Origin of the sequence: Burkholderia sp. 9777_1386, from assembly GCF_015712265.1 — a bacterium.
Taxonomy (GTDB): Bacteria; Pseudomonadota; Gammaproteobacteria; order Burkholderiales; family Burkholderiaceae; genus Burkholderia; species Burkholderia cenocepacia.
Window position 1 is genome coordinate 146,425 of the sequence record NZ_JACCQB010000008.1, and the last position, 21,188, is coordinate 167,612.

Consider the following 21,188-nt stretch of genomic DNA (forward strand, 5'->3'; position numbering starts at 1 on the left):
GATGTGTTCGCCATTACCGTCAACGCGCACAATAACCAGAAAACTGACCAAGCCGTGTACCTATACCCAATGGCTAACGTACGCTCAAATGCGCACCAACGATGGTTTAATAGGCAATGTTCAATTGACGGCGATCCTGTTGCCGGCAATGCACGTGAACTGACGTGCCAAACGCGCTGATCCTCTACCGACGCATCGCTCCCATCGATTCATCAACAAAGGAGGAATCCAAACCATAAATCCCAAGCCTGAGACGTTTTATCCGGACATGAAGATTGGTGGAATGCGGCTGATCAACGATGCGTGTTTTGTCCCGGGCGCGCAAGGCGCGGATTGATATTGAGCCGGGTAGACGTGATCATCACACAGATGTAAAAGGCAACGCCGCGAAATGCGACCGCGCTGCGCAACGTCGCGCAGCGCGCCGGGCAGGGTAGACCAGCCGTAAGCGGCCGCTACCCCAAAACCCCACCTCACCAAGCAATATCGCAAGACGACCGCGACGTCCTCGCACCACCGGTAGCCGTGCACTTCGTCCCCGATCCATTGTCATAAAACGTCCGCGTCTCTGGCTGCGGCACCGACGGATCGAACGGATTCGGCGCCCCGTGAGGACCACGCGGCGCATCGTACGGCCGCTGCGGCGCATACGAGCCGCCACGACCAGCAGGCCGAGAACCATTCGCGCGCAGGTATTCATTCCAGTTTTGCTCGCGCTGCTCGTACCCGGGCACTGCGCGACCTAGACTATCGTTCCCGCCCGCGCCGAGCGCGACGCGGTTCGGCGGCAAGACGAAATCGGGTTCACGCCCGGAAGACGCGGGCAGCGGCGCCACCAGCGCATCACTCGTTACCCGCAATGGCCGCGTATCCGGCGTATCGAACGGGCTACGTTCGGCAGGCGCGGCGAACTGTACGCGTGGGCGGCTCATCCTCACCGCGCGCCCGTCATCCCGAGCAGCCGCACGCCGCTCCGAGCGAAACACATTGGCACCGGCCGACCGATCGGTCAGCGTATCGCGTCCCGAAGCATGGGCAGCAGAAACAGAAAGCGCGCACGCGATCGCGGCGGCGGAAGAGAGGCGGACTGGGCAATTCATGGGCGATCCGAAGCAGGTGATGTGCATTGAACAAAAACGGCAGATCACTGGCTGGCGGCTGAGCGACGAGGGGGCGTCGAAGCGGCCCTGAAGCGACTGCGAGGCGCGGCGAACGCGACTTGCAGGGAGGCTGGCTGGATTGCAGAAGCGAGCTCGTATTATTTCATGAAAATATCAAAAAGCTTTCAGATTGTTTAGTTTCGCAGATAAACAGTAATATTTGCCGCCTCACTGGGCGCCCCGTCCTGGTGCGTGCCAACACAATCATCAGTCGATTGATCCCCAGCGACCAGGGCTCTTGGCAACCCAAAAAATGCATCACCGGGAAATCCCCGTCGCCGAACGCCAAGCCCAGCAAGGAACCCGCTCCCACCTTCTTGCCAAAATAGCAACCCGATTGCACCCGAAGCAAACGTTGTCGCCGCGTCGCGGTTGCGCCCCCATCGCCACCCACCCATCTCAAAAACGTACGTGTTTTCCCTCAATCGACAGGCATTTTTGACAGACGATTGAAAAACGCCCATATAATTTCGACTGCCTTGCCAATGGCTGTCGGACCATCCCTCCGAACGAGCGATTTGGCAAGCGGGGCAGGCGAAACGCTTGCGCAATGCAAGACGCATCACGATGTCTTTCCGAACCAGACGTCCCCTTCGGGGACTGCAAGAGCCGGGCCCCGCTACGCAACATTCCGCCGGAGTTCCGTCTTCTATGTGTCTCGGGCGTGTCCCATGTCCTCGCCCCGGGTGCTGTTCGATTGCGCAAGTCATGCCGCCTTTGCCCGTATGACTAAACAACATCGAGGAGCTCCCAGATGACGCTGTCCCGTCTTACGTCCATTTCCGTCGCCGCCGTGCTGTTCGCCGCCGGCGCCGCCGCCGCGCAAGCGGAAACCGTGAAGATCGCCATCGCTGGTCCGATGAGCGGCTCGGTCGCCCAGTACGGCGACATGGTGAAGGCCGGCGCGCTGACCGCGATCGAACAGATCAACGCGGCAGGCGGTGCGGGCGGCAACAAGTTCGAAGTGGTGATGATGGACGACGCGTGCGAACCGAAGCAGGCCGTCGCCGTCGCCAACAAGATCGTCAGCCAGAAGATCAAGTACGTGATCGGTCACGTGTGCTCGGGTTCGACGATTCCCGCGTCGGACATCTACGAGAACGAAGGCATCGTGATGGTCACGCCGTCGGCCACCGCGCCGCAACTGACGGAAGGCAAGAAGCGCCACTTCATTTTCCGCACGATCGGCCGTGACGACCAGCAAGGCCCGGCCGCCGCGCACTACATCATCAACAACGTGAAGCCGAAGAAGGTCGCGGTCCTGCACGACAAGCAGTCGTACGGCCAGGGCATCGCGTCGTCGGTGAAGAAGGACCTCGAAGCCGCGAAGATCCCGGTCGTGCTGTTCGAAGGCATCAACGCCGGCGATTCGGACTACTCGGCGATCATCACGAAGCTGAAGTCGCAAGGCGTCGATTTCGTCTACTTCGGCGGCTACCACCCGGAAATGGGCCTGCTGATGCGCCAGGCGCGCGAGCAGGGCGTGAAGGCGACGTTCATGGGGCCTGAGGGCGTGGGCAACAAGGACGTGACGGCGATCGCCGGCCCGGCTTCGGAAGGCATGCTCGTGACGCTGCCGGCCGACTTCTCGGCCGATCCGGCCAACGCGGCGCTCGTAAAGGCGTTCGCGGACAAGAAGCGCGACCCGAACGGTCCGTTCCAGATGCCGTCGTACGCCGCGGTGAAGATCATCGCCGACTCGATCGCGGGCGCGAAGACGACCGACCCGACGAAGGTGGCCGCGTACATGCACAAGACGACGTTCGACACGCCGATCGGCAAGGTCGCGTATGACGCACAGGGCGACCTGAAGGCGTTCAAGTTCGTCGTGTACACGTGGCACAAGGACGCGACGAAGACCGCCGCCAAGTAACAACGGAGTACCCGCCCGCGCACCCGCCCTGTCCGAAACCCGGACGGGGCGGGTGCGTATTGGCCGCGCATCTGCCCCATGCGCGCCAGCGGGCGGCCCGAGACGACACCGTGCGTTGCGCGCGGCCGAGCGCCGTGATCCGGCGACGGCATGCGACCCAGCGCCAACGGGAGCTTCCCGCACATGACTGACTTCTTTCCTCAATTCGCCCAGCAGCTGGTCAACGGCCTGACGCTGGGTGCGATCTATGCGTTGATCGCCATCGGCTATTCGATGGTCTACGGCATCATCGGCATGATCAACTTCGCCCACGGCGAGATCTACATGATCGGCGCGTACGTGGGCCTCGTGACCCTGACGGCCATCGGCATCTCCGCCGGCTATCCGCTGCCGCTCGTGCTCGGCGCCGCGCTGATCGTGTCGGTGATCGTCACCGGCCTGTACGGCTTCGCGGTCGAGCGCGTCGCGTATCGTCCGCTGCGCGGCGGCCCGCGCCTCGTGCCGCTGATCTCCGCGATCGGCATGTCGATCTTCCTGCAGAACTACGTGCAGATCGGCCAGGGCGCGCGCGACGTGTCGGTGCCCGTGCTGATCTCCGGCGCATTCGACATCCATCTCGGCGGCGACTACGACGTGACGATTCCGTATGCGCGTCTGCTGATCGTCTGCGTGACGATCGTGCTGATGATCGCGCTCACGCTGTTCATCTCGCATTCGCGGATGGGGCGTGCGTGCCGTGCGTGCGCGGAAGACATGAAGATGGCGAACCTGCTCGGCATCGACACGAACCGCGTGATCTCGTTCACGTTCGTGCTCGGCGCGATGCTGGCGGCCGTCGGCGGCGTGCTGATCGGGCTGACGATCGGCAAGCTGAATCCGTATATCGGCTTCGTCGCGGGCATCAAGGCGTTCACCGCCGCGGTGCTCGGCGGGATCGGCAGCATTCCGGGCGCGATGCTCGGCGGCGTGCTGCTGGGCCTCGCCGAAACCTTCGCCGCGGGCTACATGCCGGCCGAGTACAAGGACGTGGTCGCGTTCGGCCTGCTCGTGCTGATCCTGCTCTTCCGCCCGACCGGCCTGCTCGGCAAGTCGGACATCGAAAAGGTTTGAGGGAGACGCAGATGAGTCAAGTCATTTCCGTTCGCCGCCCGGCCGCCGACGCGTCGTTCGGCCAGGCGCTGAAGAACGCCGTGGCCGCCGCGATCCTGACGGCGATCCTCACGATTCCGGTGCTCGGGCTGCAACTGAAGCTCGACGGCTATCAGGTGGTGCTGACGCCGCACTGGCGCCCGGTGTGGATCGCGGTCGCGGCCGTGTTCCTGTTCCAGTTGTTCAAGCCGTGGCTGATGCGCGCGAAAGCGGCCGTGAAGCTGCCGGCGGCGCCGACGATGGGCGCGCGGCAGCAGCGCGTGATCATCTGGGTGCTGCTCGCGGTCGGCCTCGTGTGGCCGTTCTTCGGTTCGCGCGGCGCGGTGGACGTCGCCACGCTCGCGCTGATCTACGTGATCCTCGGCCTCGGGCTGAACATCGTGGTCGGTTTCGCGGGGCTGCTGGATCTCGGCTACGTCGGGTTCTACGCGGTCGGCGGCTATACGTACGCGATGCTCAACCAGTATTTCGGGCTGTCGTTCTGGGAATGCCTGCCGATCGCGGCGATCGCCGCGGCGACGTTCGGCTTCCTGCTCGGCTTCCCGGTGCTGCGGTTGCGCGGCGACTATCTGGCGATCGTCACGCTCGGCTTCGGCGAAATCATCCGCCTGCTCGCGAACAACCTGACGAGCCTCACCGGCGGCCCGGACGGCATCTCGAGCATTCCGAAGCCGACGGTGTTCGGCTTCGAGATGGCGCGCTCGGCGAGCGTCGAAGGTGCGAAGACCTTCCATGAACTGATCGGGCTGGAATACAGCGGCGAGCACATGGTGATCTTCCTGTACCTGATCGCGCTGCTGCTGGTGGGCTTCACGCTGTTCGTGACGAGCCGCCTGATCCGCATGCCGATGGGCCGCGCGTGGGAAGCGCTGCGCGACGACGAGATCGCATGCCGTTCGCTGGGTCTCAACCCGACGCGCATCAAGCTGTCGGCGTTCACGCTCGGCGCGGCGTTCGCGGGGATCGGCGGCGCGTTCTTCGCGGCGCGTCAGGGCCTCGTGAATCCCGAATCGTTCACCTTCATCGAATCGGCGCTGATCCTCGCGATCGTCGTGCTCGGCGGGATGGGCTCGCAGCTCGGCGTGATTCTCGCGGCGATCCTGCTGACCGTGCTGCCGGAAGTCGCGCGCGGCTTCGCCGAATACCGGATGCTGATCTTCGGTCTCGTGATGGTGTTGATGATGATGTGGCGTCCGCAGGGCCTGCTGCCCGCGAGCCGTCCCCACGTGGAGCTGCCGCAATGAGCGCGAATGCAGAACTGTTGAAGGTCGCCGGGCTGCAGATGCGCTTCGGCGGGTTGCTCGCGGTGGACGGCATCGATTTCGACGTGCGCCGCGACGAGGTATTCGCGATCATCGGGCCGAACGGCGCGGGCAAGACCACGGTGTTCAACTGCGTCGGCGGCTTCTACAAGCCGACCGGCGGCGACGTGGTGCTCGACGGCCACGCGATTGGCGGGCTGCCGAGCCACAAGATCGCGTTGAAGGGTTTGGTGCGGACGTTCCAGAACATCCGGCTGTTCAAGTCGCTGACCGTCGTCGAGAACCTGCTCGTCGCGCAGCATCGCAAGGTGAAGGCCGGGCTGCTGCACGGCCTGTTCGCGACGCCCGCGTATCGTCATGCCGAGCAGGCAGCGCTCGAACGCGCGGCCGTGTGGCTCGACCGGATGGGGCTGACGTCGGTCGCCAACCGGCCGGCCGGCACGCTGTCGTACGGGCACCAGCGGCGTCTGGAGATCGCGCGCTGCATGATCACCGAGCCGCGCCTGCTGATGCTCGACGAGCCGGCGGCGGGCCTCAACCCGCAGGAAAAGATCGAGCTGCAGCACCTGATCGACAAGCTGCGCCGTGAATTCGGCGTGTCGGTGCTGCTGATCGAACACGACATGAGCCTCGTGATGGGCGTGTCCGACCGCATCCTCGTGATGGAGCACGGCCGGCCGATCGTGATCGGCACGCCGGAAGCGGTCCGCAACGACCCGCGCGTGATCAAGGCGTATCTGGGGGAAGAGTGATGCTGAAGCTGGAACAGGTCCATACGCACTACGGCGCGGTCGAAGCGCTCGCGGGCGTGTCGATCGAAGTGAACAAGGGCGAGATCGTCACGCTGATCGGCAGCAACGGCGCCGGCAAGACGACGCTGATGATGACCGTGTGCGGCACGCCGCGCGCGTCGTCGGGCCGCGTGCTGTTCGAGGGCAACGACATCACCCCGATGTCGACGCACCAGATCATGCGGCAGGGAATGGCGATTTCGCCGGAAGGGCGGCGCGTGTTCCCGAGCCTGACGGTGCTCGAGAACCTGAAGATGGGCGGCTTCTTCGCGAGCCGTCACGAGATCGACGACGGCATCGAGCACGTGTTCAAGCTGTTTCCGCGCCTGAAGGAACGCGCGGCGCAGCGGGCCGGCACGATGTCGGGCGGCGAGCAGCAGATGCTCGCGATCGGCCGCGCGCTGATGAGCAAGCCGCGTTTGCTGCTGCTCGACGAGCCGACGCTCGGCCTCGCGCCGCTCGTGATCGCGCAGATCTTCGACATCATCCGCACGATCCGCGACGAAGGCGTCACGGTGTTCCTCGTCGAGCAGAATGCGAACAAGGCGCTCGGTGTGGCCGACCGCGGCTACGTGCTCGAAACGGGGCGCGTGGTGCTGGCCGACACGGGCGCGAACCTGCTCGCGAACGACCGCATCAAGCAGGCGTATCTCGGCGGTTGACGAGAGAAAGCCCGCCGGCCTGCAACGGGCCGGCGGCAGTTTTTCCGGCGGTTCACTTCTGCTTGCAAGGCCGGGTTCCCGGCCTTGTCTTCGTTATCCGATCCTGAACGTGCTTTTCAATACGTCGCGCAGATGCAGCGCGGCGCGATTGCTGTCGTCCGTCAGCACCGTGATCAGGTGCGGCGGCAGATCGGGCAGCACGATGCCGGCGACGTGGCTCGTCAGGTTGCCCGACACGCGATCGTGCTCGATCAGGCCGACCGCCAGCCCGTTCGCGATACACGCTTCCACGGCGGGAGAGCTGGCGCTTTCGAGCAGCATCCGGTGCGCGATCTTCGCCTTCTTCAGCGCATTCAGCGCGGTGTCGCGGTACGGGCAGCCCTGCAGTTGCACCGCGATCGGTAGCGGCGCATCGGGATTGAACTTGAAGGTGCGCGCGGCGACCCACACCGGATGCGTCTTGCTGAGCAGTTCGGCGTGCGGCAGCGCTTTCGGCACCACGGCGATCGTGATGTCCAGCTGGCCACGCGAGAACAGCAGTTGCAACTCTTCGCTGGAGCGCGCTTCGACCGTCAGTTCCAGCAGCGGCCGGTCGGCGGCGAAGCGCGGCAGGAATTCGGCCATGAAGTGCGCGGCGTAGGAATCGGGGATGCCGAGCCGCAGCTTGCCGGTCAGCATCTGCGGCGACAGCGATTCGACGAGCCGGTCGTGGCTCAGCAGGAACTCGGTGGTGTCGCTCAGCAGCTTGTGGCCGAACTGCGTGAGTTCGACCGCCTGGTTGTTTCGCGTGAACAGCCGCTGCGCGACCATCTCTTCCAGCTTCTGAATCTGCGCGGTGACCGACGACGGGCTGCGGTTCACATGAACGGCCGCATCCTTGAAGCGGCCGAGCTTCGCGACGGCGTGGAAGGTACGCAGCAGGTCGACGTCCAGGGTACGCGGCATGATTTGGTTTTTCCGAATCAGTGATTCAGGTAATGTCGATTGACGGAATTATTGAGCATCCCATATTCTCGGGTCAACAGGCAGACAACGGCAGGCAGCCGGTCGGGCGTTGCACGCATCCGGGGAACGATTCATGTCGATCAATGATTTTGTCGTAGATGCATTGGTGCGGGACAGGAAGCTGAAGGCGGAGTCGGTATGGACGGTCGAGAATCACGAAAAATATTCGACGTTGCATCGCACGGACGATGATGCGCGGCGGCGGGAAGCGGGGCGCGAAGTCTTTGCGCTGATGCGCAACCTGAACGAGCTGGGCGTGCGAAGCCCGGCGTTGTGCGCGGATCGCGACGGTAACGGGTCGTTACGCGAAGCGATCGGCGCATTGAGCGAGCGGCTCGCGACGTTGTCGCGCGGCCGCCATGTGCATTACATCGAGCTCGGGCCCGAGCCCGTCAAGACGACCGAGCTGATGAAGGCGGTCAGCGGCGGCGGCCCGAACCATCTGCGTTACACGGCCGTCGACATCAACGAGTCGTCGGAAGACGCGATGCGGCACGCGATCATGCCGTTCCTGAAAACGCCGGGCTGTTTCAACTACATCGCCGACGATTACCGGAACGTGCAGTGGAACCATATCGACCTGGGCCAGGACGTGACGTTCATCACGATGCTCGGATTCCAGGAAGGCAACGAGCTGCCGGTGACGATCGGCCGGCTGATTCGCAATCTCGGCGGCAAGTCGACTTACGTCGTGTCGGAGATGCAGTTGCTCGTGGAAGGGCGCGAAGAGCCCATCTACAACTTCTACCAGAACGAGAACATGGTGCGGTTCTCCGAAATCGTCAGCCGGCAGCAGGGTTTCGAGCCGCTCGGCAAGCATCACGTATCGATCGTGCGGCTCAATCTGCTGGGCGACCAGTTCCATGTGGCGGTCACGCTGCAGCCGGTGTCGAAAGCGGGGGCCGACGGGCATCTGATCACCAACGTCTGCCTGAAATACACGCCGGAGCAATTCCGCCACGTTCGCCTGAGCCACGGCAATTGCCGCGTGATCGACGAGCTGCGCAGCGGGGATGGCAGCGTCGTGTACCAGATTGCGCAGTTCAAGGGCTGAATGGCGAAACGTCGACAGCGAGGCACGCGATGAACAAGGGAAATGCATTGCCGGTGTTTGCGCGCGGGTTCGGCCGGGTGAGGCTGGCGCTGCGGACGTCGCTGTCCGTCGGCGCGAACGTCGGCGGCAGGCTCGACGCATCGACGGAACCGATGCGCTGGTCCAGCGCGTGCCTGCGCGACGGCTACGAGGTGCGCTACCGCCGCAACCTCGACGATCTCGGCTATCGCGACGTGCCGATGCGCGGTACGCGCTCGGATGCGCTGAACGCGGTGTGTCACCTGCGCGGCTTGTTTTCCGACGAAGCGGTCGACGCGTTGCGCGAGATCGGCCGCGCGCTGGAGCGCAGTGCGTCGAGCAGCAACTGGATCATCTCGAAGCGCGTGCGTGCGGTGACGAACCGCTCGCGGTTCATTGACGACATGATGCACGATCGCGTGTTCCTGCTGCGGGTGTCGCGCCTCGCCGGCGTGCCGTTGATTCCGTACCCGATGGCCAATGCGCGCTCGCAGTTCAATTACTACTATCCGACGGACCAGCGCGACGGCAAGGAACAACTGGGCATGTGGCATACCGACGGCACCAGTTTCGTGCTGAACATCGTGTTGTCGGATCGCGCCGAGTACGAAGGCGGCAACTTTCTGTTCTACGAATCGATGGCGGAGACGTTCGATCGCTACGATCGCGAACGCCGGCACGTCAAGACCGCGAATCTGGACAACGCGGGTGATGCGCTGCTGATCTACGGCAGCAAGCTGTTTCATGGCGTCGAACCGGTTCAGGGCGGGCGTCGCATGTCGCTGGTGCTGTCGTTTCATTGCCCGACCACGCGCGAGGACGACAACGGGTTCTGGCATCTCGCGTCGGACGACGGTATTCCGCGCACCGTCGTCAACTGGCTGGCGCTGCAGCGTGCCCTTCGGGACGACGCCGAATTGCAGTACCTGCGCCTGGGGCTCGAACCGATCCGGCCGGAAGACCTGGGCGACCAGCGTCTGGCTCCGGCCACTTTCTGAGAACCGTCGCGCCATGCAGCTTTTCCTGCTCCAACTCGTTTTCGTCCTGTCGTGGAGTTCCGGGTTCATCGGCGCCAAGCTCGGCGCGGAGACGGCCGGCGCGTTCAATCTGCTGTTCTGGCGGTTCCTGCTCGTCACGCTGTGCCTTGCGATCGTCCTCAATCGCCAGCTCGCGCGTCTGACGCTCGAAAAAATCCGCTATCACGCGGTGATCGGCTTCCTGTCGCAGTTCCTCTATCTGGCCTGTGTGTACGTCGCGATCCAGCATGGCCTGCCGCCGGGCATCGCCGCGATCGTCGCGGCGTTGCAGCCGCTCATCACGGCGGCGATGACGTCGTTCGGCGGCAGCGAGCGCAGCGGGGCGCGCCAGTGGGCCGGGCTCGTCGTCGGGTTCGTCGGCGTAGGCATCGTGATCGGCGGGCAATATGCGCTGCCGGCCGGGTCGGTCGGGATCGTGATGTACCTGCTGCCGCTGGTGTCCGCGTTCGGACTGTCGATCGCGACGATCTATCAGCGCCGCCGCGCGCTGACGGCCGCGCGCAGCAACGAGGACGGGCTGTTCCTGCCGCTGTTCGTGCAGGGTTGCGTGAGCCTCGTGCTGTTCGCGGCGTGCGGGCTCGTCACCGGCGACCTGCATGTGCCGACGCAGCCGAACGTGTGGGTGTCGGTCGTGTGGCTGACGGTGTTCTCGACTTTCATCGCTTACCTGTCGCTGTGGGCGCTCCTCAAGCGCATGCCCGCGACGCGCGTGGCGACGCTCGTCTATCTCGAACCGCCGGTGACGCTGCTGTGGGCCGCATGGATGTTCGGCGACCGGATCGAGGTGACGACCTACGTCGGCATCGTCGTCGTCGCGATCGGCGTCTGGCTGGCCGGCAAGCACGGCGCGCGGCCCGCGCGGCCGCGCTGCGCGGACATGGAGACGGCCGGCCGCTGACGCACTGGTTGCGCGCGCGATTCCGGTGTAGCTTCGCGAGACTGCCCGACTCGTGAAGGAACCCGATGAAAGTCAAACGGATCGTCGCCAACGTCGATACACGCTCGATCGACGACGCCAGGCGCTTCTACCAACGGATCTTCGGTCTCGACCTGCTGATGGACCACGGCTGGATCGCGACCTACGGCAACGCCGAGCAGATGGACGTGCAGATCAGCTTCGCGTCGCACGGCGGATCGGGCACGCCGACGCCCGATCTGTCGATCGAGGTCGACGATGTCGATGAAGCGCTCGCGCGGGTTCGGGCGGCCGGCATGTCCGTCGAATACGGGCCGGCCGACGAACCGTGGGGCGTACGGCGGTTTTACGTGCGCGACCCGTTCGGCAAGCTCGTCAACGTGCTTGCGCATCGCTGAGCCGGCGACGGGAGTCGGGTACGCCGGCGTTCACGCATGCAGCGCCAGCCCCTTCACCGCCTTGTCGACGGCCTTCTTCGGCCCGTGCAGCGCCAGGCCGACCAGATCGGGATTGTCCGCATCCTCGGCGCGGAACGCCGCGCGGTTGGCCGCGTCGTGCCCGGTCGAAAACATCGCGCGCACGTAGGGCACGATCGTCAGTTCGCGCGACAGCGCCTGCCGGTGCGCGGCCTGCAAGCCGTTCAGGTCGGCCGCGAACACCAGCATCGGCTGGCCCAGCATCCGGCTGTAACGGCGCCCGGCCGCATCCTCGTAAGGCTCGCCGAGGGCGTCCGGCGCACCGGCCGCGACACCCGTCGCGAGAAACGCGACCACGTTGAGTTTCTGCCACGCCGCTAGATCGTCGCGCACGATCAGCGCTACTTTGGTATCGAACATGCTTGCTCCTGGTTGGAGCGCTCATGATCGGACGGCGCGCGCGATCAGTCTGGAACGTTTGTGCAAAGTTGCCGGTACGCGGCCGGCGTGATCCGGTACGCGCGGCGGAACCAGCGGCCGAGGTGGCTCTGGTCGGCGAAGCCGACGTCGGCGGCCGCCTGCGCGGGCGTGCGGCCGGCGGCGAGCAGCTTGCGCGCGGCACGCAGCCGCAGGCGCACGAGATACGCGTGCGGCGACGTGCCGAACGCACGCTGGAACATCCGCGTCAGCCGGAACCGGTCGATGCCGGCGACGCTCGCGAGTTCGTCGAGGCCGAGGTTGCCGTCCATGTGTGCGTGCAGCAGGTCGCGCACGCGCGCGATCGCGGGCGGCACGACGGCGCTTTCCAGCGCGAGCGGGCCGCCCAGCTGGCTGCCGAGCCGCATCAGCAAGCGGTCGAGCGTCTGGTCGCGTGCGAGCCGGCCTTCGTTGTCGTGGATCGCGAAGAACGCGTTCCGGATCGCGTCGACGAGGCCGCGATCGTCGACGAGCGTATGGCCGAACGTCGTTTCGACGCTGCCGAGGCCCGGCAGGTCGAGCCGGCGCGCGGCGCGCTCGACCCATGCCTGCGGCAGGTACAGCATCCCGTACGTGAAGCCGCCGGCTTCGGGCGCGTGGCCATCGTGCATCGCGCCCGGCTCGATCAGGATCGCGCGGCCCGGCACGCTGGTATGCAGCGAGCGGTGGCACTGGAAGCGCTGCACGCCCTGTTCGGTGAAGCCCACCAGCATGTCGTCGTGGTCGTGCGCATCGTACGCATGGCCGGTGAAATGCGCGTGCAGGCTTTCGATGCCGGTGTCCGCATCGCGGCGTGCGACGAGCCAGTGGTCGGTCGTGCCGGTTCGGTTCGTCGCGGTCGTCATCGGGTTCCTCGCACGTCGTCATCGCGTGACGGGATGAGTCCGCAGCCGGCGAGGCGACGGGGGCGGGCGGTGCGGTTCATGGTTCGATCGCTATCTGTTCGTCGCGCGCGTATTGCGCGGGCGGGCGGCCGACATGCCGCGTGAACGCGACGCTGAAGGTGCTCGCGGAGCGGTAGCCGACGCGCGCCGCGATTTCCGCGATGCGGCCTTCGTTGCGGCGGAGCAGATCCTTCGCGAGCGCCATGCGCCACGTCAGCAGGTACTCCATCGGCGCGACGCCGACCGCGCGGCTGAAGCGCTCGAAGAACGTCGAGCGCGACAACGCGGCCTCCTTCGCGAGCTCGACGATCGTCCACGGGTGCGCGGGGCGTTCGTGCATCCGGCGGAGCGCGGCCGCGAGGCGGCTGTCGGCGAGCCCGCGCACGAGGCCGGGAGATGCGTGGGTGCCGGTCGTGAACCGCAGCGCCTCGATCAGCAGCACTTCCAGCAGGCGCGCGAGCACGATCTCGCGGGCCGGCCGCTGTGCGTGCGACTCGTCGCGCACCAGTTGCACGAGCGTGGTCAGCCGCGGCTCGCCGCGTACGTGCACGAAGCGGGGCAGCAACGACACCAGCAGCGATGCATCGGGCGAACCGAAACTGCAGTTGCCGACCATCATCCGCGTATCGATCGGGTTGGTCGGGTCGCCGATCCGGTACTCGCCAGGGGCGAGCGGGACGGGCGGCGCGGTTTCGACGCCCGGCGCCGGCGCGTCGAGGCTCGACAGCGCCACGCCGTAGGCCGCCGGAATCAGCACGAAATCGCCGGGCAGCAGCTCGATCGGCGCGTGCCCGTCGATCGCGATCCGGCACCCGCCGTCGAGGACCGCACAGTAGAACGGCTCGCCGGCGACCACGCGATTGATCGCCCACGGGCTCGCGCCGCGCACGTACTTGGCGTGCCGCGCGCCGGGTTGCAGCAGCGTCACGACTTCGGTCAGCGGGTCGCTCATTGCCGGACTCTCGCAAAAGAAAAGCGGATTTTCGATTGTAGCGAATACGGTTCCGGCCATCTATCGTACGGACACATGCTCAACACACCCCAGGAGTTCGCATGAAGACCGTACTGATTACCGGCTGTTCTTCCGGCTTCGGCCTCGAAATCGCGCGCCATTTCCTGGCCCGCGACTGGCGGGTCGTCGCGACGATGCGCAAGCCGGGCGACGACGTGCTGCCGCCGTCGGAGCGCTTGCGCGTGCTGCCGCTCGACGTGACGAACGCGGACAGCATTCGCACCGCGATCGAGGCCGCCGGCCCGATCGACGTGCTCGTCAACAACGCGGGCTTCGGCGCGGCCGCCCCGGCCGAGCTCACGCCGCTCGACACGGTGCGCGCGCTGTTCGACACCAACACGATCGGCACGATCGCGATGACGCAGGCGGTGCTGCCGCAGTTTCGCGCGCGCGGCGCCGGCGTGGTCGTGAACGTCACGTCGAGCGTCACGCTGAAGGCATTGCCGCTCGTCAGCGCGTACCGCGCGAGCAAGGCGGCGGTGAATGCGTTCACCGAATCGATGGCGGTCGAACTCGAGCCGTTCGGCGTGCGCGCGCATCTGGTGCTGCCGGGCCGCGCGCCCGACACGCGTTTCGCGGACAACGCGCGGGCCAACATGCACGGCTTCGACCACGAAGCGTATGCGGAATTCGTCGGCCAGGCCGTCGCGCGGATGCTCGATGCATCGGGGCCGATCACCCATGCGCAGGATGTTGCCGAAGCCGTGTGGCGCGCGGCGACCGATCCGTCGAGCCCGCTGCGGCTGCCGGCCGGCGCCGACGCCGAAGCATGGGCGGCGCAAGCGGCGTGATCGATCGGGAGTCCGTCGCACCGGCCGGTCGAGCCGGTGCGACGGCGCGTGTGAGGCTGGGGGGCGGCGGGCGTTACAGCGCGCGCGTGATCGCCTGCTCCAGCAGCGACAGCCCGAGGTCGATCTCTTCGTCGCTGACGGTCAGCGGCGGCGCGATCCGGAACACGCCGCCCATGCCGGGCAACTGCACGATGTTCATGCTGAGCCCGAGGTTCATGCACTCGCGCGTGATCTTCGCGCCGAGCCCGTCCGCCGGCTCCCTGGTGCGGCGATCCTTGACGATCTCGACGCCGAGCAGCAGCCCGCGCCCGCGTACGTCGCCGATGCAGTCGAAGCGCTCCATCAGGTCGAGCAGGCCGCGCCGCAGCCGCTCGCCCATCGTGTTGGCGCGCGCGACGAGACCGTCGCGCTGCACGACGTCGAGCACGCGCAGGCCGACCGCCGCCGGCAGCGGGTCGGACACGTGCGTCGTGTAGAACAGGTAACCGAGCGCGTGCGCGCGCTCCTCGATGGCCGCGGACGTGACCATCGCCGCGAGCGGCAGCCCCGCGCCGAGCGTCTTCGACAGCGTCAGGATGTCGGGCGTCACGCCGTCGCGCTGGCACGCGAACATCGTGCCGGTGCGGCCGACGCCCGTCTGCGCCTCGTCGAGGATCAGCAGCATCCCGCGTTCCTCGCACTTGCGCTTGAGCGCGGCCATATAGCCTTCCGGCAATTCGATGATCCCGCCCGAACTGAGGATCGGCTCCGCGATGAACGCGGCGAGGTTGCCGCTCGACTGGCGGTCGATCAGGTCGAACGCGTAGTCGAGTTCGGCGAGCGGATCGTACGCACCGTTGCGCTCGAAGCGCGGCCGGTACGCGAACGGCGCCGGAATCGCGAACGAGCCGACCGACGCGGGGCCGACGCCCTTGCGGCCGGCGCTGTACGTGGCCGACGCGGCGGCGCCCGTCATCCCGTGCCACGACTGCGCGAAGCCGACGATCTCGTACTTGCCGGTGACGAGCTTCGCCATCCGGATCGCCGCCTCGTTCGATTCCGCGCCGGTGCTGAGCAGCAGCGCGCGGTCGAGGCCGGCGGGCGTGAGGTCGGCGAGGCGCGTCGCGAGGTCGACGACCGGCCGCGACAGCATCCCGCTGAACAGATGGTCGAGCTTGCCCGCGTATTCGCCGATCACGGAGACGATCTCCGGATGGCTGTGGCCGAGCACCGCGCTCATCTGGCCCGACGTGAAATCGAGGATCGCGCGGCCGTCGGCGTCGTAGACGAAGCTGCCTTTCGCGCGCTCGATGATCACCGGTTCGAACGTGCCGCCGTAGCGGACCAGGTGCTGCCTGGCGCTGCGCCAGAAGGTTGCATCGTCGTTCAGGGACATCGGGCGGCTCCGGCAAAAGGGCAGGGATCGCTTGCAGTCTAGGCGCGGGTCTGGTTTGATGGAAACGAATAGTCCTAATGCAAGGTAGAAAAGGAGCTAATACCTTGGCGCTTTCGCTCGACATCGACCTGCTGCGCTCGTTCGTCGTGATCGCCGAGGTGCGCGCGCTGAGCCGCGCGGCCGCGCGCGTCGGCCGCACGCAATCCGCGCTCAGCCAGCAGATGAAGCGGCTCGAGGAAGCGGTCGACCAGCCGTTGTTCCAGCGCACCGGCCGTGGCGTCGTGCTGACGCATCCGGGCGAGCGGCTGCTCGTGCACGCGCAGCGCATCCTGCGGCTGCACGACGAGGCGATGGCCGACCTGTGCGGCACGGGGCTGTCGGGGACGATCCGGTTCGGGTGCCCCGATGATTACGCCGAAGTGTGGCTGCCGTCGCTGCTGCGGCAGTTTTCGAGCCAGCATCCGCAGGCGATCGTCGAAGTCGTCTGCGGGCCGACGCCGCGGCTCGTCGAACACCTGGAGAAGCGCGCGGTCGATCTGGCGATGATTTCCGTGCCGGACGACGGCGCGACCGACGACGTCATTCGCCGCGAGCCGCTGGTCTGGATCGGTTATCCGGGGCTCGAACCCGCGCATTTCGATCCGTTGCCGCTCGCGCTGTCCGATCGCGACACGCTCGATCACCTCGCGGCCTGCGACGCGTTGAATCGCGCCGGCCGCGACTACCGCGTCGCGTATGCGAGCAGCAGTCTCGCCGGGCTGATCGCGCTGGTGCGCTCGGGGCAGGCGTTCGCGGTGATGACGCAGACGGCCGTGCCGGCCGACCTCGCGATCGTCCACGGCGATCCGCGCTTGCCGCCGTTGCCGGCGGTGGGCATTACGCTGAGGTTCGACCGGAAGCGGCCGTCGCATCTGACGGCAGCATTCGCCGAGCATATCCGGCAAACGCTGCCGTTGCTTTGATCGTCGACGCGATCAGTCGACCATCGACGAAGCCGACGCCTGCGTGCGGCCCGGACGCTCCGCCGCCGCCTCGCGCACGCGGATCGCCGCCCGCATGCCGGACAGCTTCAGTTCGGTTTCCTGATATTCGTTGACCGGCTCGGAATCGGCGACGATGCCGCAGCCCGCGAACAGCCGGCACGCGCCGCCCGCGATCAACGCCGAACGCAGCGCGACGATGAAATCGCCGTTGCCGTGCGCGTCGATCCAGCCGATCGGCGCCGCATACCAGCCGCGATCGAAGCCTTCGTGCGCACGGATATGGTCGAGCGCCGGCGCGCGCGGATGGCCGGCGACCGCCGGCGTCGGGTGCAGCGCCGCGACGACCTGCAACAGCGTCGCCTCGGCATTCAGCGTCGCGCGAATCGGCGTGCTCAGGTGCTGAAGCTTCGGCAAGCGGTGCAGCGACGGTTGATCGGGCACGTCGAGCTCACGCGACAGCGGCGCGAGCGCGGCACGGATGGCGTCGACGACGAGCGCATGCTCGAGCCGTTCCTTCGCGGACGCCATGAGCGCGGCGCCGAGTGCGCGATCGTCGTCGGGCGTGGCGCCGCGCCGGATCGTACCGGCCAGCGCATGCGTGCGCACGTCGCCGGCCGCGACACGCGCGAGCCGTTCCGGCGTCGCGCCGACGAAGCACGCCCCGTCGCGACGGACCGCGAACAGGTGCGCATGCGCGTCGCGCCGTCGCAACCGGCGCAGCAGCGGCGCGACCGCGACGGGCCGCGCGTACTGTTCGAGCACGTCGCGGGCGAGCACGACCTTGCCGAACGCGCCGTCGTGGATCGCATCCACCGCACGGCGGACTTCGTGCTGCCATTCGCTGGCCTGCAGCGCCTGCGTGTGCAGCAGTTGCGGCGCGTCGTCTTCCGCGGCCGGCGCAAGCGTGCCGAGCGACTCGATCCGCGCGAGGCACGCATGCGTGAGCGCGGCCGGATCGTCGTGAGCGGCGACGACCTGCTGGCAGACGGCCCAGTGCGCATCGCCTTCGCGCACGATCAGCAGCTTCGCCAGCATCATGCTCGCATCGGGAAACGATGCCCAGTGCGCGCTGCGCGGGCCTTGCGCATCGAACCGGAAGCCGCCGACCAGCCGCGGCGGCTGCGGGCCCGCCGTGACCGCGTCGCGCACGAGGGCGCGCCAGCGCGCATCGATCTGCGCGAAGCGCGTGTCGCCGGTGGCGCTCAGTTCGGCCGCGCAGTCCCAGCCGTAGAGCGTGACGGACGCATCGCCGGCTTCGTGGAAGCACCATGGCGTCGCGCCGTCGTCCCACGCGGCGATCAGGTCGCAGAAGTCGAGCGGGCGCAGCGGCACCGAGACCGACGCGAGCGTCGGCGTGCCGGTGGCGGCGGCGCGGCGGGCCGCACGCGCGAACGTGTCGTGCAGCAGCGGAAGGCCGGCGTTCATGCGAGCCCCCGCTGTTGTCGCCAGTATTGCGTTTGCTGCGCGATGTACCACGCGATGAGCTGGGCGAACAGCGTCTCGACGTAGTCGGCGTCGAGGCCGGCCTGCTCGGCCCAGCGGCGCCGGTCGGGCAGCATCGCGGCCACCCGTTCCGGCGCGGCGATGCTCGCTTCGTCCGGCTTGAAGCGCGACGCGGCTTTCACGTACTGCATGCGCCGGCCGAGCGCGTCGATGATGTCGGCGTCCAGACGATCGATGGCTTCGCGAATGTCGGGAAGCCCCGTGCAGGCGTCCGGTGTTTTCATGTGTACTCCTTTCCGTAACGAAGGGATTGGTCGATCCGTTCGACCAGATGTGCGATCACCGCCGGGTATTGGTGCCGCAGGTAGAAGTGGTCGCCGTTGAACGTCTCGACGCGGATCGGGCGCGCCGCGACGTCCTGCCACGCATGCGCCTCATCGCTGTCGAGCTCGGTATCGGCGAGCGGCAGCATCACGCCGAGCGGCGCATCGATGCGCGGCGGCCGCTCGCGCCGATACGTTTCGATCGCGCGGTAGTCGTGGCGGATCATCGGCAGGTAGATCGCGCGCATTTCCGGATCGGCGAGCAGCGCGGCGTGATCGCCGGACAGCCGGGCGACGTCGCCGACGAGCGCGTCGTCGGATTGCAGGTGCAGATCCGATGCGCGCTGGCGATGCGGCGGCGGCAGTGCGGACACCGCCACGTAAAGCGGCGCGGCGCCGCGCGCCTCGAGCCGTACCGCGACCTCGTACGCGAGCGCCGCGCCGAGGCTGTGCCCGAACAGCACGAGCGGCGCGTGCGCATAGCGTTGCAGCGCGTCGGCGGCGGGGCCGGCGAGCGCTTCGATCGAGGGCAGGCACGGCTCGCCGAAGCGTTCCTCGCGGCCCGGATACTGCAGCGCGAGCAGATCGACGTCCCACGGCAGCGCATGGCTCCAGCCGCGAAAGAAATTCGCGGTGCCGCCCGCGTGCGGGAAGCAGACGAGCTGCGCACGCGGGCACGGCGACAGCCGCAACTCGCGAATCCAGTTCGAATCGGTCGGGTGCGCGCTCATGCGGCCGCCTGCAACTGGCGGCGCAACAGGTCGCGCAGCGATTTCTTGCTGGTCTTGCCGATGCCGGTTTCGGGAAAGCGCGGCATGAATTCGATGCGGTCGGGGATCTTGAACGCCGCGAGCCCGCAGTCGCGCAGGTAGCGTTTCAGCACGAGTCGGGACGGGGCAGGCGCGCGCGCGACGACGAACGCGCAGGTCCGTTCGCCGAGCATCGGATCGGGCATCGCGACGACCGCCGCGTCGTGCACCTGCGGATGCGCGAGCAGCAGGTTTTCCACTTCCTCGGCCGAGACTTTCTCGCCGCCGCGGTTGATCTGGTCCTTGTCGCGGCCTTCGACGACCAGGTCGCCGTCCGCGGTGCGCCGCACGCGGTCGCCGCTGCGATAGAAGCCATCGGCCGTGAATGCCGTCGCGTCGTGCGCCGCGAGCCGGTAGTAGCCGCGGATCGTGTACGGGCCGCGTACCTGCAGTTCGCCGATCTCGCCGGGCGCGACCGGTGCGCCGGTTGCGTCGACGATGCGCACTTCGTCGCCGTCCGAGACCGGGCGGCCCTGCGTGTGCGCGATCCGTTCGGGCGCGTCGTCGAGCCGCGTGCAGCAGATCAGCCCTTCGGCCATGCCGAACACCTGCTGCAACCGGCAGCCGAGCACGGGCGTCACGCGTTCGGCCGCGTGGTCCATCAGCCGCGCGCCGCCGACCTGCAGCACGCGCAGGCTCGACAGGTCGGCCTGCCGTTGCGGCTGCTCGTCGAGCCACAGCAGCGCGAGCGGCGGCACGAGCGCGGTATGCGTGACACGTTCCTGCGCAATCAGCGCGAAGCTCTGGTCGGGCTCGGGCCGCGCGGTCGTCACCACCCGGCCGCCCGCGAGCAATGCGCCGATCGTGCCGGGGCAGCACAGCGTGAAGTTGTGCGCCATCGGCAGCGCGGCCAGATAGACGGTGTCGGCATCGAACCCGCTCGCGGCGCTGCACGCGCGCACGTTGTGCAGGTATTCGCGATGGCGGCGCGGAATCAGCTTCGGCGTGCCGGTCGTGCCGCCTGACAACTGGAAGCACGCGATATCGTCGGCGCGCGCCGCGCAGTCGAGCATGGGCGCCGCGTCGTACAGCGCGTCGAACGACGTGAATGCGTGGTCGTCGCCGGCCATCACGATGTGCTCGAGCGTCGGGCACTCGGCCTGCAAGGCGGCCGCGAGCGGCCGGCAGTCGAAATCGCCGAGCTGCGACGCGCCGAGATAAGCACGCGCGCCGGCGAAGCGGCAGAACGCGCCGATCTCGTAGTGACGGTGCGCGGGCAGCGCGAGCACCGGCCGCACGCCGAGCTGGAACAGCGCGAAGCACGTCTCGATGAAGCGCGCGCCGTTCGGCAACTGGACGACGACCGCGTCGCCGCGTACCAGGCCGAGGCGCGCGAGGCCGCCCGCGAGGCGGCGAATGCGCGCGAGCAGATCGCGATAGCACAGCCGCAGCGCGCCGTCGACGACGGCGAGCGCGTCGGGATGGCGCTGCGCGCAGGCATCGAGCGCGTCGAAGAACGTCGTGTCCTGCCAGTAGCCGGCGTCGCGGTAGCGGCGCGCGAAGTCGTCGGGCCAGTCGGGCGCGTCGGCCGGCACGGCCGCCGCCAGGGAGGAAGGGGAGGATTGCATGCGCTGACCTTGGGTTCCGGCAAGTTGTCAGAAAATGTAAATGAGAGGTATTATCATTTGTAACAGGTGCTGCGATAGCGCCGTTTCTTTCGATATCGCGGCAATTTCGTTCGATCGGGCGCTGGTCGCGCGGCACCCGCCCGGTCCGGCCGGACAATCGGCCGGTTGCCGCCGGCGCGC

General features: G+C 67.2%; 21 protein-coding genes. 11 read left to right on the forward strand and 10 right to left on the reverse strand.

The window, feature by feature from the left end; translation table 11 throughout:
• Window positions 1-473: 473 nt before the first annotated feature.
• The gene (locus H0X91_RS34950) at window positions 474-1,127 is read right to left on the reverse strand and encodes a hypothetical protein (RefSeq protein ID WP_077189085.1); all 654 of its coding nucleotides are present in this window, start codon (window positions 1,125-1,127) and stop codon (window positions 474-476) included.
• A gap of 787 nt (window positions 1,128-1,914) precedes the next feature.
• Between H0X91_RS34950 and H0X91_RS09450 the strand changes: the two genes are divergently transcribed.
• The 5 genes from H0X91_RS09450 to H0X91_RS09470 all read left to right on the forward strand — a co-directional run bounded on the left by H0X91_RS09450 (window position 1,915) and on the right by H0X91_RS09470 (window position 6,897).
• Window positions 1,915-3,033, forward strand: a complete 1,119-nt coding sequence (locus H0X91_RS09450; RefSeq protein ID WP_006484706.1) for a branched-chain amino acid ABC transporter substrate-binding protein — start codon at window positions 1,915-1,917, stop codon at window positions 3,031-3,033.
• Window positions 3,034-3,216: 183 nt separating this feature from the next.
• On the forward strand, window positions 3,217-4,143 hold the full coding sequence (gene livH / locus H0X91_RS09455) for a high-affinity branched-chain amino acid ABC transporter permease LivH (protein ID WP_006484734.1): 927 nt from the start codon (window positions 3,217-3,219) through the stop codon (window positions 4,141-4,143).
• Window positions 4,144-4,154: 11 nt separating this feature from the next.
• Entirely contained in the window at window positions 4,155-5,426 is a 1,272-nt protein-coding gene (locus H0X91_RS09460; RefSeq protein WP_006498797.1) for a high-affinity branched-chain amino acid ABC transporter permease LivM, read from the forward strand.
• Entirely contained in the window at window positions 5,423-6,196 is a 774-nt protein-coding gene (gene livG, locus H0X91_RS09465) for a high-affinity branched-chain amino acid ABC transporter ATP-binding protein LivG (protein ID WP_006484760.1), read from the forward strand. Before H0X91_RS09460 ends, livG begins: the two co-directional genes overlap by 4 nt.
• Window positions 6,196-6,897, forward strand: coding sequence for an ABC transporter ATP-binding protein (locus tag H0X91_RS09470; RefSeq protein WP_196432974.1), 702 nt, complete (start codon window positions 6,196-6,198; stop codon window positions 6,895-6,897). The genes livG and H0X91_RS09470 overlap by 1 nt, the downstream gene beginning before the upstream one ends.
• Before the next feature lie 93 nt (window positions 6,898-6,990).
• Here H0X91_RS09470 and H0X91_RS09475 read toward each other — a convergent pair whose 3' ends face one another.
• Window positions 6,991-7,842, reverse strand: a complete 852-nt coding sequence (locus tag H0X91_RS09475; RefSeq protein ID WP_006498800.1) for a LysR substrate-binding domain-containing protein — start codon at window positions 7,840-7,842, stop codon at window positions 6,991-6,993.
• 133 nt (window positions 7,843-7,975) lie between these two features.
• Between H0X91_RS09475 and H0X91_RS09480 the strand changes: the two genes are divergently transcribed.
• The 4 genes from H0X91_RS09480 (at window position 7,976) to H0X91_RS09495 (ending at window position 11,325) form a co-directional block, all read left to right on the forward strand.
• Window positions 7,976-8,956, forward strand: a complete 981-nt coding sequence (locus H0X91_RS09480) for a hypothetical protein (RefSeq protein WP_006484709.1) — start codon at window positions 7,976-7,978, stop codon at window positions 8,954-8,956.
• A gap of 29 nt (window positions 8,957-8,985) precedes the next feature.
• Window positions 8,986-9,972 (forward strand): 2OG-Fe(II) oxygenase, encoded by a 987-nt coding sequence (locus H0X91_RS09485; protein ID WP_125331625.1) that lies wholly within the window; start codon window positions 8,986-8,988, stop codon window positions 9,970-9,972.
• 13 nt (window positions 9,973-9,985) lie between these two features.
• The gene (locus H0X91_RS09490) at window positions 9,986-10,909 is read left to right on the forward strand and encodes a DMT family transporter (RefSeq protein ID WP_006484773.1); all 924 of its coding nucleotides are present in this window, start codon (window positions 9,986-9,988) and stop codon (window positions 10,907-10,909) included.
• Window positions 10,910-10,974: 65 nt separating this feature from the next.
• A complete protein-coding gene (locus H0X91_RS09495; RefSeq protein ID WP_006484732.1) occupies window positions 10,975-11,325 on the forward strand; it encodes a VOC family protein in 351 nt (116 codons plus the stop codon).
• A gap of 30 nt (window positions 11,326-11,355) precedes the next feature.
• Here the strand turns inward: H0X91_RS09495 and H0X91_RS09500 are convergent, their stop codons facing one another.
• The 3 genes from H0X91_RS09500 to H0X91_RS09510 form a co-directional block, all read right to left on the reverse strand.
• The gene (locus H0X91_RS09500; protein ID WP_006484757.1) at window positions 11,356-11,763 is read right to left on the reverse strand and encodes a DUF2000 domain-containing protein; all 408 of its coding nucleotides are present in this window, start codon (window positions 11,761-11,763) and stop codon (window positions 11,356-11,358) included.
• Between the two features lie 44 nt (window positions 11,764-11,807).
• Entirely contained in the window at window positions 11,808-12,665 is an 858-nt protein-coding gene (locus tag H0X91_RS09505; RefSeq protein ID WP_196432975.1) for an AraC family transcriptional regulator, read from the reverse strand.
• 76 nt (window positions 12,666-12,741) lie between these two features.
• Window positions 12,742-13,716: an AraC family transcriptional regulator gene (locus tag H0X91_RS09510; RefSeq protein ID WP_006493043.1), complete on the reverse strand. Its 975-nt coding sequence runs from the start codon at window positions 13,714-13,716 to the stop codon at window positions 12,742-12,744.
• A 41-nt stretch (window positions 13,717-13,757) separates the two neighbouring features.
• Between H0X91_RS09510 and H0X91_RS09515 the strand changes: the two genes are divergently transcribed.
• Window positions 13,758-14,507, forward strand: a complete 750-nt coding sequence (locus H0X91_RS09515) for an SDR family oxidoreductase (protein ID WP_006484718.1) — start codon at window positions 13,758-13,760, stop codon at window positions 14,505-14,507.
• A gap of 73 nt (window positions 14,508-14,580) precedes the next feature.
• Here the strand turns inward: H0X91_RS09515 and H0X91_RS09520 are convergent, their stop codons facing one another.
• Window positions 14,581-15,882: an aspartate aminotransferase family protein gene (locus H0X91_RS09520; protein ID WP_006498804.1), complete on the reverse strand. Its 1,302-nt coding sequence runs from the start codon at window positions 15,880-15,882 to the stop codon at window positions 14,581-14,583.
• A gap of 77 nt (window positions 15,883-15,959) precedes the next feature.
• Here H0X91_RS09520 and H0X91_RS09525 point away from each other — a divergent pair, with 77 nt between their 5' ends.
• Window positions 15,960-16,844 (forward strand): LysR family transcriptional regulator, encoded by an 885-nt coding sequence (locus tag H0X91_RS09525; RefSeq protein WP_012493511.1) that lies wholly within the window; start codon window positions 15,960-15,962, stop codon window positions 16,842-16,844.
• A 12-nt stretch (window positions 16,845-16,856) separates the two neighbouring features.
• Here H0X91_RS09525 and H0X91_RS09530 read toward each other — a convergent pair whose 3' ends face one another.
• From H0X91_RS09530 to H0X91_RS09545, 4 genes are read right to left on the reverse strand one after another with little or no spacing between them, the layout of a single operon-like run.
• Window positions 16,857-18,290: an isochorismate synthase gene (locus H0X91_RS09530; RefSeq protein ID WP_196432976.1), complete on the reverse strand. Its 1,434-nt coding sequence runs from the start codon at window positions 18,288-18,290 to the stop codon at window positions 16,857-16,859.
• The gene (locus tag H0X91_RS09535; RefSeq protein WP_006484772.1) at window positions 18,287-18,592 is read right to left on the reverse strand and encodes an isochorismate lyase; all 306 of its coding nucleotides are present in this window, start codon (window positions 18,590-18,592) and stop codon (window positions 18,287-18,289) included. Before H0X91_RS09535 ends, H0X91_RS09530 begins: the two co-directional genes overlap by 4 nt.
• Window positions 18,589-19,362 carry a thioesterase II family protein gene (locus tag H0X91_RS09540; protein WP_196432977.1) on the reverse strand — a complete coding sequence of 258 codons (774 nt, stop codon included), beginning with the start codon at window positions 19,360-19,362 and terminating at the stop codon, window positions 18,589-18,591. Before H0X91_RS09540 ends, H0X91_RS09535 begins: the two co-directional genes overlap by 4 nt.
• Window positions 19,359-21,008 (reverse strand): (2,3-dihydroxybenzoyl)adenylate synthase, encoded by a 1,650-nt coding sequence (locus H0X91_RS09545; protein WP_059721897.1) that lies wholly within the window; start codon window positions 21,006-21,008, stop codon window positions 19,359-19,361. Before H0X91_RS09545 ends, H0X91_RS09540 begins: the two co-directional genes overlap by 4 nt.
• Window positions 21,009-21,188: the final 180 nt, after the last annotated feature.

What these genes read in the sequence shown, in the direction of transcription:
- H0X91_RS09525 (WP_012493511.1), top strand. Translation starts at nt 15,960, where the DNA reads ATGCAAGGTAGAAAAGGAGCTAATACCTTGGCGCTTTCGCTCGACATC.
- H0X91_RS09535 (WP_006484772.1), bottom strand. Translation starts at nt 18,592, where the DNA reads ATGAAAACACCGGACGCCTGCACGGGGCTTCCCGACATTCGCGAAGCC.
- livH (WP_006484734.1), top strand. Translation starts at nt 3,217, where the DNA reads ATGACTGACTTCTTTCCTCAATTCGCCCAGCAGCTGGTCAACGGCCTG.
- H0X91_RS09470 (WP_196432974.1), top strand. Translation starts at nt 6,196, where the DNA reads ATGCTGAAGCTGGAACAGGTCCATACGCACTACGGCGCGGTCGAAGCG.
- H0X91_RS09510 (WP_006493043.1), bottom strand. Translation starts at nt 13,716, where the DNA reads ATGGCCGGAACCGTATTCGCTACAATCGAAAATCCGCTTTTCTTTTGC.
- H0X91_RS09495 (WP_006484732.1), top strand. Translation starts at nt 10,975, where the DNA reads ATGAAAGTCAAACGGATCGTCGCCAACGTCGATACACGCTCGATCGAC.
- H0X91_RS09530 (WP_196432976.1), bottom strand. Translation starts at nt 18,290, where the DNA reads ATGAACGCCGGCCTTCCGCTGCTGCACGACACGTTCGCGCGTGCGGCC.
- H0X91_RS09520 (WP_006498804.1), bottom strand. Translation starts at nt 15,882, where the DNA reads ATGTCCCTGAACGACGATGCAACCTTCTGGCGCAGCGCCAGGCAGCAC.
- H0X91_RS09500 (WP_006484757.1), bottom strand. Translation starts at nt 11,763, where the DNA reads ATGTTCGATACCAAAGTAGCGCTGATCGTGCGCGACGATCTAGCGGCG.
- H0X91_RS09515 (WP_006484718.1), top strand. Translation starts at nt 13,758, where the DNA reads ATGAAGACCGTACTGATTACCGGCTGTTCTTCCGGCTTCGGCCTCGAA.
- H0X91_RS09540 (WP_196432977.1), bottom strand. Translation starts at nt 19,362, where the DNA reads ATGAGCGCGCACCCGACCGATTCGAACTGGATTCGCGAGTTGCGGCTG.
- H0X91_RS09475 (WP_006498800.1), bottom strand. Translation starts at nt 7,842, where the DNA reads ATGCCGCGTACCCTGGACGTCGACCTGCTGCGTACCTTCCACGCCGTC.
- livG (WP_006484760.1), top strand. Translation starts at nt 5,423, where the DNA reads ATGAGCGCGAATGCAGAACTGTTGAAGGTCGCCGGGCTGCAGATGCGC.
- H0X91_RS09505 (WP_196432975.1), bottom strand. Translation starts at nt 12,665, where the DNA reads ATGACGACCGCGACGAACCGAACCGGCACGACCGACCACTGGCTCGTC.
- H0X91_RS34950 (WP_077189085.1), bottom strand. Translation starts at nt 1,127, where the DNA reads ATGCACATCACCTGCTTCGGATCGCCCATGAATTGCCCAGTCCGCCTC.
- H0X91_RS09545 (WP_059721897.1), bottom strand. Translation starts at nt 21,008, where the DNA reads ATGCAATCCTCCCCTTCCTCCCTGGCGGCGGCCGTGCCGGCCGACGCG.
- H0X91_RS09450 (WP_006484706.1), top strand. Translation starts at nt 1,915, where the DNA reads ATGACGCTGTCCCGTCTTACGTCCATTTCCGTCGCCGCCGTGCTGTTC.
- H0X91_RS09485 (WP_125331625.1), top strand. Translation starts at nt 8,986, where the DNA reads ATGAACAAGGGAAATGCATTGCCGGTGTTTGCGCGCGGGTTCGGCCGG.
- H0X91_RS09490 (WP_006484773.1), top strand. Translation starts at nt 9,986, where the DNA reads ATGCAGCTTTTCCTGCTCCAACTCGTTTTCGTCCTGTCGTGGAGTTCC.
- H0X91_RS09460 (WP_006498797.1), top strand. Translation starts at nt 4,155, where the DNA reads ATGAGTCAAGTCATTTCCGTTCGCCGCCCGGCCGCCGACGCGTCGTTC.
- H0X91_RS09480 (WP_006484709.1), top strand. Translation starts at nt 7,976, where the DNA reads ATGTCGATCAATGATTTTGTCGTAGATGCATTGGTGCGGGACAGGAAG.